This window comes from Geodermatophilus sp. SYSU D01106 (assembly GCF_054049995.1).
The window spans coordinates 70,089-82,845 of the sequence record NZ_JBJGYM010000008.1 but is presented as its reverse complement, the minus strand read 5'-3'; the positions used below and the strand labels follow the sequence as shown (position 1 = coordinate 82,845).

Annotated in this window: 11 protein-coding genes and 1 pseudogene; 5 read left to right on the top strand and 7 right to left on the bottom strand. The window is 75.0% G+C overall.

The features are described 5' to 3' along the window. Positions 1 to 51: 51 nt before the first annotated feature. The 6 genes and pseudogenes from ACI78R_RS10905 to ACI78R_RS10880 form a co-directional block, all read right to left on the bottom strand. The gene (locus tag ACI78R_RS10905) at positions 52 to 864 is read right to left on the bottom strand and encodes a TIGR03084 family metal-binding protein (RefSeq protein ID WP_457040728.1); all 813 of its coding nucleotides are present in this window, start codon (positions 862 to 864) and stop codon (positions 52 to 54) included. Further along, complete coding sequence (locus tag ACI78R_RS10900; RefSeq protein WP_457040727.1) at positions 861 to 2,438, bottom strand: class I adenylate-forming enzyme family protein; 1,578 nt, start codon at positions 2,436 to 2,438, stop codon at positions 861 to 863. The genes ACI78R_RS10905 and ACI78R_RS10900 overlap by 4 nt, the downstream gene beginning before the upstream one ends. A 3-nt stretch (positions 2,439 to 2,441) precedes the next feature. Then, entirely contained in the window at positions 2,442 to 3,695 is a 1,254-nt protein-coding gene (locus ACI78R_RS10895) for an ABC transporter substrate-binding protein (protein WP_457040726.1), read from the bottom strand. Continuing rightward, positions 3,692 to 4,747, bottom strand: a pseudogene (locus tag ACI78R_RS10890) (branched-chain amino acid ABC transporter permease). Before ACI78R_RS10890 ends, ACI78R_RS10895 begins: the two are co-directional and overlap by 4 nt. A gap of 106 nt (positions 4,748 to 4,853) precedes the next feature. Next, a complete protein-coding gene (locus ACI78R_RS10885; RefSeq protein WP_457040725.1) occupies positions 4,854 to 5,744 on the bottom strand; it encodes a branched-chain amino acid ABC transporter permease in 891 nt (296 codons plus the stop codon). Between the two features lie 73 nt (positions 5,745 to 5,817). Next, the gene (locus tag ACI78R_RS10880; RefSeq protein ID WP_457040724.1) at positions 5,818 to 7,380 is read right to left on the bottom strand and encodes an ATP-binding cassette domain-containing protein; all 1,563 of its coding nucleotides are present in this window, start codon (positions 7,378 to 7,380) and stop codon (positions 5,818 to 5,820) included. Between the two features lie 163 nt (positions 7,381 to 7,543). On the opposite strand from ACI78R_RS10880, the gene ACI78R_RS10875 reads away from it, so the two are divergent. Then, positions 7,544 to 8,410, top strand: coding sequence for a PaaX family transcriptional regulator (locus ACI78R_RS10875; protein ID WP_457040723.1), 867 nt, complete (start codon positions 7,544 to 7,546; stop codon positions 8,408 to 8,410). Between the two features lie 15 nt (positions 8,411 to 8,425). On the opposite strand, the gene ACI78R_RS10870 is transcribed toward ACI78R_RS10875, so the two are convergent. Beyond that, positions 8,426 to 8,854, bottom strand: coding sequence for a MarR family winged helix-turn-helix transcriptional regulator (locus tag ACI78R_RS10870; protein WP_457040722.1), 429 nt, complete (start codon positions 8,852 to 8,854; stop codon positions 8,426 to 8,428). Positions 8,855 to 8,930: 76 nt separating this feature from the next. On the opposite strand from ACI78R_RS10870, the gene ACI78R_RS10865 reads away from it, so the two are divergent. Genes ACI78R_RS10865 through ACI78R_RS10850 form a run of 4 tightly spaced genes read left to right on the top strand, consistent with a single transcriptional unit; the run spans position 8,931 to position 12,728 of the window. Continuing rightward, on the top strand, positions 8,931 to 9,839 hold the full coding sequence (locus tag ACI78R_RS10865) for an SDR family NAD(P)-dependent oxidoreductase (RefSeq protein WP_073419694.1): 909 nt from the start codon (positions 8,931 to 8,933) through the stop codon (positions 9,837 to 9,839). Then, entirely contained in the window at positions 9,836 to 10,732 is an 897-nt protein-coding gene (locus ACI78R_RS10860; protein ID WP_073419693.1) for an amidohydrolase family protein, read from the top strand. Before ACI78R_RS10865 ends, ACI78R_RS10860 begins: the two co-directional genes overlap by 4 nt. After that, positions 10,729 to 12,276 carry an acyl-CoA synthetase gene (locus ACI78R_RS10855; RefSeq protein WP_457040721.1) on the top strand — a complete coding sequence of 516 codons (1,548 nt, stop codon included), beginning with the start codon at positions 10,729 to 10,731 and terminating at the stop codon, positions 12,274 to 12,276. Before ACI78R_RS10860 ends, ACI78R_RS10855 begins: the two co-directional genes overlap by 4 nt. Beyond that, positions 12,273 to 12,728, top strand: a complete 456-nt coding sequence (locus tag ACI78R_RS10850) for a MaoC family dehydratase (protein WP_457040720.1) — start codon at positions 12,273 to 12,275, stop codon at positions 12,726 to 12,728. Before ACI78R_RS10855 ends, ACI78R_RS10850 begins: the two co-directional genes overlap by 4 nt. Positions 12,729 to 12,757: the final 29 nt, after the last annotated feature.

Below are 12,757 nucleotides of genomic sequence, written 5' to 3'. Positions count from 1 at the left end.
GCCCGCCGGCCCGGCGTCCCGGCGGCGCGCGTGCGGGTGCCGGCGATCCGGTCAGCCGGGCCCGTCGCCCGCCGCGCTCCCGCGCCGTCCCCCCTCGCTGCCCGGTCCCGGCGGGCCGGCGAAGGCCTGCGCGACGTCCAGCCAGGCCTCCGCGTCGGGGCCCACGGCGGTCAGCGCCAGCTCGGACCGGCGACGCCGCTGCACCACGCGCAGGCAGAAGTCGAGCTGCGGCCCGCTGATCCGCTGACCGGCGTCCGGGGGCCCGTCGCTCCACACCGTGCCGTCGGCGCGCTCGAGCTCGACCCGGACCGGGGCGGTCGGGACGGGCAGCCCGTGGGCGGCGAAGGCGAACCCGCGGGTGCGCACGCCGAGGTGCGCGACGTGGTCCAGCCGCGGCGAGGCGAGCGGCGCGAGCCCGAGCGCGTCGCGGACGTCGGTGCCGTGGGCCCAGGTCTCCATGAGCCGCGCGGTCACCATGGACGCGGCACCCATCGGGGGGCCGAACCACGGCAGGCGCACGCCGTCGGGCGTCGCGGCGAGAGCGGCCGCGAGCCGCTCCCGGCCCTCGCGCCAGCGGGCCAGGAGGGTCGCCGGAGGAAGGGCCGCGCCGTCCCGGGCCGCCCGGTCCACGGCGTCCGGGAGGGCCTCGGGAGGGATCCGGGCGGGGCGTTGCACGAACCCCGCCGGGTCGGTGGCGGCCTGCCGGGCGAGGTCGTCGGTCCACGCGAGGTGGGCGACCTGGGCGGCGACCGTCCAGCCGGACGCCGGCGTGGGCCGTGCCCAGTCCGCGGCGGGCAGCGGGACGAGGACCTCCTCCAGGGCCGCTCCCTCGTCCGCCAGGTCGGCGAGGAGCCGCTCCCTCACGAGGTGCCCGCCGCCGCGATCCGGCGGAGCTCGGCGCGCTGCACCTTCGCCGAGGCCGTCATCGGCAGGTCGTCCACGACGCGCCACCGCCGGGGCACCTTGAACGGCGAGAGACCGTCCCGGCAGAACGCGGTGAGGTCCTCCGCCACCGGCTCGCGCCCGTCCACCGGGACGACGAAGGCGACGACGAGCTCGCCCCACCGCTCGTCGGGCACGCCGACGACGGCGGCGCGCGCGACGTCCGGGTGCCGCACGAGCCACTCCTCCACCTCGACCGGCGAGACGTTCTCGCCGCCGGTCTTGATCATGTCCTTGATCCGCCCGACGACGCGGCAGGCGCCGTCGGCGTCCATCTCCCCCAGGTCGCCGGTGTGCAGCCAGCCGTCGGCGTCGACGGCCTCGGCGGTGGCGGCCGGGTCGTCCAGGTAGCCGCGCGTGATCCGCGCGCCGCGGACCCACAGCTCACCGGGGGTGCCCGGGGGCACCGCCGCGCCGTCCGGGCCGGCGATCCGCACGTCCGTGCCGGCCAGCGGCGCGCCGACGGTCCCCCGCCGGACCCGGTCCGGGTCGGTCGGCGCGGTCTGCAGCACGGCGCCGCAGGTCTCGGTCATGCCGAAGGTGATCGACAGGCGGGCCCCGAACAGGGACTCGACGCGGTCGACGAAGGACGGCGTCACGGTCATGCCGCCGGTGAACAGCACCCGCAGCGCGGAGAGGTCGGTGCCCGGCAGGTCGGGGTGCGAGGCCAGGAGGTCGAGCAGGGTGGGAGCGGCCGACAGCAGCGTGGCCCGGCGGTCGGCCACGGCGCGCAGGACGGGGCCGGGGGCGAAGGGCAGGACGACGTGCTCGGCCCGCGCCTCCAGCGCCCCGACGACGCCGAGGACGTTGCCGGCCGTGTGGAACAGCGGCATGGGGTCGACCCACACCCGCCCCGCCGTCGGGCCGAGCCGGTCGGCGAACGCGCGGCCGGTGGTGACCATGCCGGCGTGCGTGATGCGCACGCCCTTCGCCCGCCCGGTGGTCCCGGAGGTGAACTGCACCTGCGCCAGGCTCTCCGGGTCGACGGCCGGCAGCTCGCGGGGCTCGGCGAGGTCGATCGAGGAGCGCCGGTCGTCGCCGCAGCGGCGGACCTCCCGCAGCGCGGGCAGCCGGTCCGCGGCCCGGGCCGCCAGGTCGGCGACCGGGTTGCCCGCGACCTCCTCGGCCGCGTACAGGCGGACCGCGCCGGAGAGGCGGAGGGCGTGCTCGAGCTCCGCCGGGCGGGAGCGCGGGTTGACCGGCACCAGCGTCATCCCGGCCAGCGCGACACCCAGCTGGAGCAGCACCGGCTCGGGGCCGTTGCCGAGGCAGGTGGCGACGCGGGAGCCCGGCTCCAGGTCGCGGAGCAGCCCCCCGGCCACCGCGCGCGCGTCGGCGAGCAGCCGCGCCGCCGTCCAGGTCTCCCCCGACGCCGGCGTGCTCAGCAGCAGGTCGTCCGGAGCCTCCCGGGCGGCCCGGTGGAGGACGTCGCCGAGGACGCCCCCCACCGGGCCCGGGACCGGAGCGGCCAGCAGCTCACTGCGCTCCAGGGCCATCGGTCAGCCGAAGGTGTAGCTCTGCGCGCTGGGGCCCTCGTACGCGTCGTCGAGGACCTCCAGCCCGGCCTCCGCGGTGTCGCTCACCTTGGAGACGAAGACCGTCCGGGTCGGCGACTCACCCACCTGCGTGAAGTCCAGGCCGTCGGGGAAGACCCCGTCGGTGTCGACGTCGGAGGCCTCACCGACCGCGGCGACGACCCCCTCGGGGGTCAGGTCGCCGGCCTCGCAGGCGTCCTCGAGCGCGGTCCGGAGCAGCTGGGCCTGCCCGTAGGCCAGGGGGACCTCCCAGCCGAGGGCCCCGTCGGGGTCGGCCTCGGTGTACAGGGCGTTGGCCTCCTGCACGCCCGGCGCGTCGCTCGCGTAGGGAGCGACGCTGGTGATGCTGTACGTGTTGGCCAGCAGCGCGTCGGCCGCGGGCGTGTCCAGCAGCGCCGGGTTGAACGTCGGGTTCATCCCGATGACGGGCACGTCGGCACCCTGGGCCGACAGGACGCCGACCAGCGACGCCAGCTGCGCGGGCGCGGCGCCCAGGACCACCGCCTGCACGTCCTCCTGCACGAGCGCCGAGGCCTGGGCGGAGAGGTCGGTGACCGCGGGGGTGATCTCCTGCGGCACGATCGTCAGCCCGCGCTCCTCGGCGGCGTGCTCGGCGCCGGCCAGGGCGTCGCTCCCGTAGTCGCCGACGAAGTAGACGACGCCGACCGAGTCGCCCTCGGACAGCCCGAGCTCGTCGACCAGGTAGTCGATCGCGTTGGCTCCCTGGATGCTGTAGCTCGCGCCCGGGAGCTGGTTGTTCTCGTACTCCAGGGCCGTGCTCGCCCAGCCCACCCCGCCCACGTAGACGCTGTCCTGCTGGGCCAGCGGCAGGACGGCGGCGCTGGTCGGGCCACCGAGGACCTGCTGCAGGGCGACGATGTCGGAGGACATGCTGCGGTAGAGCGAGACGGCCTTCTGCGGGTCGTAGGCGTGGTCCTGCACCTGGATCTCGACGTCGCGGTCGCACACCCCGCCGTCGGCGTTGACCTGGTCCCAGTAGGCCTGGAACTCGGTGACCTGGACGGCGGCGCCGGCGGCGAAGGGCCCGGAGAGGTCGGTCAGGACGCCGACGGTGATCGCCGAGTCGGTGACGCCGTTGCCGGTCTCGACGTCGCCGGAGCCGCCGCCGGCGGCCGCCTCCGGCTCCGTGGTGGAGCAGGCGCCGACCGCGAACAGGCACGCGGCGGCGGCGGCCAGGGCGGGACGGGTCTTCCTCATCGAGCGGTCTCCTTCGACCTCAGAGGGGAGTCCCCGGCCTGGTGGCCGGGGTCGATCGGGCCGGGGTGCCCGGCGCGGTGGGGGCCCGCCGGGCCGCGGGTGTCGTCCGGGGCGCCGGACGCCCCCCGTCCGGTGAGCCGGCGGAAGGTCCCGGCGAGGCCACCCCGGAGGAAGACGAGGACCGCGATGATGGCCAGTCCGTAGAGGAGCCGGGACGTCGTCGCCGGGTCCAGGCCGCCGGAGCCGGGAGCGGCCAGGAACGGCAGGGCGTCGCTGTACTGGGTCAGCACGAGCGGGAGGGCGGTGACGAAGAGGGCGCCCACCATGGCGCCGCCCACGGACCCCAGGCCGCCGATCACGATCATCACGAGGAAGTCGACCGACACGGTGAGCGTGAAGACGTCGGGTGCCAGCCGGCCGTACGCCAGGGCGAGCAGGGCCCCGGCCAGCCCGGCGTACCCGGAGGACACGACGAACGCCGAGGCCTTGTGCCGGGCGACCCCGATCCCCATCGCGGCGGCCGCCGTCTCGCTGTCCCGCACGTTCGCCCAGGCCCGGCCGGTCCGGCTCGACCGCAGGTTGGCCGCCAGCCAGCAGGCCAGCAGGGTGAGGACCAGGAACAGGTACCAGAGCCGGTGCAGGCCCTCGAGCTCCACGCCCGCGACGGCGAGTTAGTCCGGGTCGCGGTTGCTGAAGCTGAAGCCGGCGAGCGTGAACGGCTCGACCGAGCGGCCGTTGAACCCGCCGGTCCAGCTGTCGAGGTTGAGCAGCAGGTGCCGGACCAGGAACACCAGGCCGAGGGTCGCCAGGCCGAGGTAGATGCCCCGCAGCCGGCTGGCGACCGGGGCGAACGCCAGGCCGACGAGCGCGGCGACCGCGACGGCGAGCACCAGCCCGGCGACGGCCGGGAGGCCGGCCCCCGCGAGCGACGGCTCGGACTCCGACGTCGCCCACACGTAGACGTAGGCGCCGATGGCGGCGAAGGCGGCGTGGCCGAGGGACAGCTGGCCGGCCACCCCGACCAGCAGGGTGAGGCCCACCGCCCCGACCATCGTGGCCATCACGAAGAGGCCGAGCTGCAGCCAGAAGTCCTCGAGGACCAGCGGCAGAGCGAGTGCCACCACGAGGAGGACGACGCCCGCGGTCCGACGGAGCAGGTCAGACACGGACGGCCTCCTTGCTGCCGAGCAGCCCCTGGGGCCGCACGAGCAGGACGACGATCATCACGAGGTAGGGCACGACCTCGCCGAAGCCGCTGCCGAGGAAGTGCAGGTCGCTCTCGTAGCCGACGGCGAGCGCGGTGACCAGGCCGATGACCAGGCCACCGAGCACGGCCCCGGGGACCGAGTCGAAGCCGCCCAGCACCCAGGCCGGGATGGCGAGGAAGGCCGACAGCGCCACCGGCGGCGCGACCCCGGGCGAGGGGAACGACGTCAGGAAGACCCCGGCGAGCGCGGCCAGCACCCCGGCCAGCGCCCAGCCGGTCGCCCCGGTGCGGGAGAGCCGGATGCCCATCAGCGAGGCCGTGGGCCCGTCCGCGGCCGCGGCGCGCATCCCGATGCCCAGGCGGGTCCGCGCGAAGAGGAACCAGAGCCCGGCGAACACCACGACCGCGACGCCGGCCGCCAGCACCCGGCCCGCGGGCAGGGCGATGCCGCCGGCCCGGACCACGTCGGCCCCCCACGGCGCCCCGAGCGGCAGCACCTCGTTGCCGATCCGGCGGGTGAGCTCGGTGAGCAGCAGGATGTCGACACCCAGCATCAGGATCGCGGCCGTGCCGGGGTTGGGGTCGGCGAGGTTGCGCACCAGCAGCGCGTTGACCAGGACGCCGACGACCGCGGCACCGACGACGCCGACGAGCACGGCCGGCCAGAAGCCGATCGTCGGCTGCGAGACGGCCACCAGGTACGCGCCGAGCAGCACGACCGAGCCGTGGGCGAAGTTGAGCACCCCGGTCGAGGTGAACACGATGGCGAAGCCGGCCGCGATGAGGCTCAGCACCAGCCCGAACGACAGGCCGTTGAGGACCTGGGTGAGGAGGTAACTCATGCCCTGTCTCCCGCTCCGGGCTCGTTCCGCTCCTCGCTCGCAGGCCTCGCTGCGATGCTCGCTCGCACGTCGCTCATACGGCGGCCGCTCCCAGGTAGGCCCGCAGCACCTCGGGGTCCTGCTGGACCTCCGCCGGGGTGCCCTCGGCGATCTTCTTGCCGAAGTCGAGGACGGTGACCTGCTCGGCGAGACCCATGACGAAGGGCATGTCGTGCTCGACGAGCAGGATCGAGAGGCCGAGGTCGCGGCGGACCTGCCGGATCGTCTCGGCCATCTCCTGCGACTCCCCGTGCGTCATGCCGGCGACCGGCTCGTCGAGGAGGAGCAGGGAGGGCCGCGCGGCCAGCGCCCGCCCCATCTCGACGCGCTTGCGGTTGCCGTAGGACAGGCTGTGCACCGGCGCCCGGAGCAGCCGGGTGAGCCCGAGCAGCTCGGCGATGTCGCGGACGGTCTGCCGGTGCTGCCGCTCCTCCCGTCGCGCCCGCGGCGTCCGCAGGGCGCCGGTCAGCACGCCGGAGCGCATCAGCCGGTGCCGGCCGACGAGCAGGTTGTCCTCGACGGTGTCCTCGAGGGCGAGGGAGATGTTCTGGAAGGTGCGCGCGACGCCCAACCCGGCGGTCCGGTGCGCCGGCAGTGAGGTGAGCACCTCGTCGCCGTAGGTCACCCGGCCCTCGGTCGCCCGGTACGCCCCGCCGAGCACGTTGATGCAGGTGGACTTGCCGGCCCCGTTGGGCCCGATGAGGGCGTGCACCGTCCCGGGCTCGACGGTGAACGAGACGCCGGACAGCGCCGCGACGCCGCCGAAGCGCACCGTCAGGTCCTCGACCGACAGCCGCTCCGGCGGCTCGGCGGTGGGGATCGCGGGCTCGGCCACCACGACGTCGGCCGCCCGGACCGGCACCGCCACGCCGAGGTAGCGCTCGCGGACGTCGTCGCTGGCGGCCAGCTCCTCGGCACTGCCGGAGGCCGTCACCCGCCCCACCTCGAGGACGTACGCGCGGTCGGCGACCCGCAGCCCCATGACCGCGTTCTGCTCGATGAGCAGGACGGCGGTCCCCTGCGCGTTGATCCGGGTGACGATCTCCCCGATCTGGTCGACCAGCAGCGGGGCCAGGCCCAGGGAGGGCTCGTCGAGGAGCAGCAGCTCGGGCGAGGTCATCAGCGCCCGCCCCATCGCGAGCATCTGCTGCTGACCGCCCGACAGCAGCCCGCCCGGCTGGGACCGCCGCTCGGCGAGCACGGGGAAGAGGTCGAACACCCGGTCGCGGGCCTCGGCGCGGCTCCTCGCGTCCCGGACGGTGAAGCCACCCGCCTGCAGGTTCTCCTCGACGGTCAGGTCGCGGAACACCCGCCGGCCCTCGGGCACCTGCACGATCCCCCGCCGCACCACCGTGGAGGCGTCCAGCCGGGCCAGGTCGGACCCCCGGAAGCGGATCGTGCCCCCGGTGACCGCGCCCCCGTAGGAGCCCAGCGCCCGGGAGATCGCCCGCAGCAGCGAGGACTTGCCCGCCCCGTTCGAGCCCAGGACGGCGACGACCTGTCCCGGGGCCACCTGCAGGGAGACGTCCTCCAGCGCCGAGACGGCGCCGTCGTAGGAGACGTCGAGGTGCTCCACGTCCAGCAGCGGTTGTGTCATCGGCGTCCTCGTGGTCCGGCCGGTCGACCCGACAGGGTGGTGACACGTGGTGCAGGTCACGGAGAAGCTAGAGGCGCACTGGACGCACGTCAAGCAAGTGTCTAGCTTTCTCGCCCACCGCCCGGCTGTGCTGGAATCGGGGGCGCCGCGACCGAGGAGGCACATGAGCGCGCTGGAGTCCCTGGACGACGCGTCGTGGCCCGCGCCGGCACCGGCACCGCCCGGCATCCACCGGCCGCAGTCGCTGCTGCTGAGCTTCTTCGGGGCCCTGGTCCTCGACGCGGGCCTGCCACCGCTGCCCTCGGCGACACTCCTCGACCTGATGGCGGACCTGGGGGTCGCCGAGGCCGCCGGCCGCGCCACCCTCAAGCGCATGACGCAGCGCGGGCTGCTCTCCCGCGGCCAGGTGGGCCGGACCGCCGAGTACTCCCTCACGCCCCTCGCCGAGGACGTGCTGCGCGAGGCCACCGGCCGCGTCGACTCCCCCACGCCCTTCGCGCACCCCGAGGGCGAGTGGACGCTGCTCAGCTACTCGGTCCCCGAGAGCCGGCGCGACCTGCGCCACCGCGTCCGCGCCCGGCTCACCTGGGCCGGCTTCGGCGGCCTGCGGGACGGACTCTGGATCGCCCCGGGGACGGTGGACGTGGCCGCGGTGCTCGGCCGGTCCGACCTCGCGGGCGTGACCGGGCTCGCCGACGCCTTCGCGGCCCGGGTCCTGCCGGGTACCGACGTCGACCGCCTGGTCCGCCGGGCGTGGGACGTGCCCGCCGTGCGCGAGGCCCACCTGCGGTTCGTCGAGACCTGGGCCCGTCCGCCCGTCGTCGCGGGCTCCCTCGCCCAGCTCACCCTGCTGGGCGCCGACTGGCTCTCGCTGCTGCGCACCGACCCGGGGCTGCCGGCCGCGCAGCTGGGGCCGGACTGGCCGGCGGCGACCAGCGCCGCGACCTACCGGCGCGTGTCCACCGGTCTCCGGCCGGCCGCCCGGGCCGCGCTGGAGCGCAGCCTGCGCGCCAGCGGCCGTCTGGCCTGACCGACCTCCCGGGGGTCAGCCGCCGGCGGTCCAGATGCGGGTCAGCATGTCCCGCAGCCGGTCCCGCTCCGCGGCGCCGAGCAGGCCCAGCGGGACCTCGACGGCGCCGTCGGCGTCCCGGCCGGCCAGCTCCCGGACCCGCCGGCCCTGCTCCGTCGGGACGACCAGGCGGGTCCGCCGGTCACCTTCCGGCGACTGCCGCCCGACGAGGCCCGCACCGACCAGCTCGTCGACCAGGAGCACGACCTGCGACGGGTCCAGCCCGAGGACCGCGGCCACCTCGCGCTGGCTGATCCCCTCCCCGGACTCGCAGGCGAGCGCGAGGACGGAGTACTGCCGCACGCGCAGGCCGTGCGCCGCGAGGGCCGCGTTGGTGGCCCGGACGACCTGCCCGCTGGCGCGCGACAGGAGGAAGCCGAGGTCGTCGGCCAGGGGGTGGACCATGCACTCCTCCATCGTTGACAACCTCAATGATACCGACCTACGTTGCCCGCACTGACCCGTCCCAGGAGGAGAGCCCGTGGACCTGACCGGCAAGGTCGCCATCGTCACCGGCAGCGGGCGGGGCCTCGGCCTCGCCTACGCCACCGAGCTCGCCCGCTGCGGCGCCGCCGTCGTCGTCAACGACGTCGACGCCGCCGTCGCCGAGGCCGCCGTGAAGACCATCACCGGGGCGGGCGGCAGCGCCGTCGCCGAGGTCGTGCCGGTGGGCACCTCCGAGGCCGCGCAGGCGCTGGTCGACCGCGCGGTCGACGAGTTCGGCCGGCTCGACGTGCTGGTCAACAACGCCGGCATCCTGCGCGACACCACGCTGTGGAAGATGACCGACGAGCAGTTCGACGCCGTCGTCACCACCCACCTGCGCGGCACCTTCACCTGCACCCGCGCCGCGGCCGTCCGCATGCGCGAGCAGGGCGAGGGCGGGCGGGTCATCGGCGTCGGCTCCCCCACCGGGCAGGTCGGCAACTTCGGCCAGACCAACTACGCCGCGGCCAAGGCCGGCATCGTCGGGATGGTCCGCACCTGGGCGATGGAGCTCGCGCGGGCGGAGATCACCGTCAACGCGGTCGTGCCGGTGGCCGCCACCGCGATGACCGAGACCGTGCCCTTCCTCAAGCCGTACGTCGACGCGCTGGCCGCCGGCGAGCCCCTGCCCGCCTTCGCCCGCCAGCAGCTCGGCTTCGGCTCGCCGGAGGACGCCGCCGGGCTGGTCGCCTTCCTCGCCTCCGACGCCGCCGCCGGGATCACCGGGCAGGCCATCGGCATCGGCGGCGACCGGCTGGCCCTGTGGAGCCACCCGGCGGAGGTCGTCGTCGAGTTCGCCGACGGCACCGGCTGGTCCCCCGACGCCATCGCCGGCATCTGGGCCGAGCGGTTCGCCCCCTCCCAGCAGACGGTGGGCCAGCAGCTCCCGGAGCCCCCGAAGTGAGCACCCCGACCGGACTCGACCTCGACGCGCTGGTCGCGATCGACGTGCACACCCACGTGCACGCCGACGCGCACGGCCACAAGGCGCTGGACGACGAACTGGGCGCCGCGGCGGCGCAGTACTTCAAGGGCGACCCCTACGACCCCACCGTGCACGACATCGCCGCCGACTACCGCGAGAAGGGGATGGCGGCGGTCGTCTTCACCGTCGACGCCGAGGCGGCGACCGGCCAGATGACGCTGTCCAACGAGGAGATCGCCGAGGCCGCCGCCCAGCACCCCGACGTGCTCATCCCGTTCGGCTCGGTCGACCCCGCACGCGGCCGGGCCGGCATCCGCACCGCCCGCCGGCTGGTCGAGTCGCACGGCGTGCGGGGCTTCAAGTTCCACCCCAGCTTCCAGGACTTCGAGCCGAACGACCGCCGGCACTACCCGCTCTACGAGGAGCTGGAGAGCCTCGGCGTCCCGGCGCTGTTTCACACCGGGCAGACCGGCATCGGGGCCGGCCTGCCCGGCGGGCGCGGCATCAAGCTGCGCTACTCCGACCCGATGCTGCTCGACGACGTCGCCGCCGACTTCCCCGGCCTCACGATCATCATGGCCCACCCGTCGGTGCCCTGGCAGGACGCCGCCATCTCGGTGGCCACCCACAAGGCCAACGTCTACATCGACCTGTCCGGCTGGTCGCCGAAGTACTTCCCGCCGCAGCTGGTGAAGGCGGCCAACGGGCTCCTGAAGAGGAAGGTGCTCTTCGGCTCGGACTACCCGCTCATCCGCCCCGAGCGGTGGATCCGCGACTTCGAGACCCTCGAGATCAAGGACGAGGTCCGGCCGCTGATCATGAAGGAGAACGCGATCCGCGCGCTGAACCTCGCCCCGGCCGCCCAGCGGTGAGGAACGCGGGCCTGGGCAGCTGGCCCGAGCGCCGGCTGCGCATCTCGCCGCGGAAGCCGGCGATCTGGTTCGAGGGGACCACGACCACCCACGGCGAGTTCGCGCACCGGGTCCGCCGGGCGGCCGCGGCGCTGGACGCCCTCGGCGTGGCGCGGGGCGACCGGGTCGCCTGGTTCGGCGCCAACCACCCGGCCGCGCTGGAGACGCTCTACGCCTGCGGCCAGCTCGGGGCGATCTGGGTGCCGGTCAACGCCCGGTTCACCGCACCCGAGGCCCGGTACGTGCTCGAGCACTCCGGCGCGACCGTCGTCGTCCACGGGCGGGAGCACGGGACGACGGCGGACACGCTGCGGGCGCAGGTGCCCGCCGTCCGCCACTGGGCGGCCGCGGAGCCCCCGCTCGAGGGGGGCGCGGACTCCCTCGACTGGCAGCGCCTGCTGGCCGACGCCGAGCCGGTGCTGCGCGACGAGCCGGTCACCCTCGACGACGTCTGCCTGATCATGTACACGTCCGGCACGACCGGCCGGCCCAAGGGCGCCACGCTGACCCACGGCAACATGACGTGGTCCTGCATGAACCAGGTCCTCGGGTTCGACTTCACGCCGGACGAGCGCACGCTGGGGCTGGCGCCGCTGTTCCACATCGGCGGGCTCAACGGCACGCTCAACCCGACGCTGCTGCGCGGCGGGTGCGTGGTCCTGGTCCGCGGCTTCGACCCGCCGGCGACGCTCCGGGTGGTCGTCGAGCAGCGGGTCACGTCGTTCTTCGCCGTCCCGACGATGCTCGACGCGATCAGCCGGCAGCCGGACTTCCACACCGTCGACCTGTCCGCGCTGCGCACCATCGGCGCAGCCGGCGCCCCGCTCCCCCTCCCCCTGCTGCGCACGTGGCTGGACCGCGGCATCACCGTGCAGCAGGCGTACGGGATGACCGAGTCGGCACCGGCCGGCACCGCCCTGGACAGCGCCGACGCCGTGGCCAAGGTCGGCTCGGCCGGCCGGTCGCAGTTCTTCGTCGACGTGCGGGTCGTCCGCCCCGACGGGACCGAGTGCGACCCGGGTGAGATCGGGGAGGTCGTGCTGTCCGGGCCCAACATCATGGCCGGCTACTGGAACGCCCCCGAGGCGACGGCGGCCGCGATCGTCGACGGCTGGTACCACTCCGGGGACGCCGGCTCGACCGACGAGGACGGTTACCTCTACATCCGCGACCGTTACAAGGACATGATCATCTCGGGCGGGGAGAACGTGTACCCCGCCGAGGTGGAGTCGGCCCTCCTCGAGCTGCCCGACGTGCTCGAGGCCGCCGTCATCGGCGTCCCCGACGCGCGGTGGGGCGAGGTCGGCCTCGCCGTCGTCGTCCCGGCACCCGGATCGGCCGAGGACCCCGAGGCGATCCGCACCGCCCTCCGCGCCCGGCTGGCCGGCTTCAAGGTGCCGCGCCACGTCGAGTTCGTCGCCGAGCTGCCCAAGACCGCCACCGGCAAGATCCGCAAACCCGACCTGCGCGACCGCTACGTCACCCCCGAGGAGACCCCCGCATGACCACCACCACGACCCTCGCCGAGCTGCCCGGCCTCAAGGGCACCGAGCTCGGCACCAGCGACTGGATCGAGGTCACCCAGGACCGCGTCAACACGTTCGCCGACGCCACCGGTGACCACCAGTGGATCCACGTCGACGTCGAGCGCGCGAACGCCGAGAGCCCCTTCGGCGGCCCGATCGGCCACGGCTACCTGACGCTGTCGCTGCTCATCCCGATGTGGTCGCAGGTCCTCACGGTGACCGACACGGCCATGGCGGTGAACTACGGGCTCAACAAGGTCCGGTTCCCCGCGCCCGTGCCCGTCGGCTCCAAGGTGCGCCTCACCGCCACCCTCGCCGACGTCGAGGAGGTCCGGGGCGGCTACCAGCTCACCGTCTCCGCGGTCATCGAGCGCGAGGGCGGCGACAAGCCGGTCTGCATCGCCGAGCCGGTCTTCCGCTTCCTCGGCTGACGGTCCTCCCGGCCGGCCGTCCCCTCGGC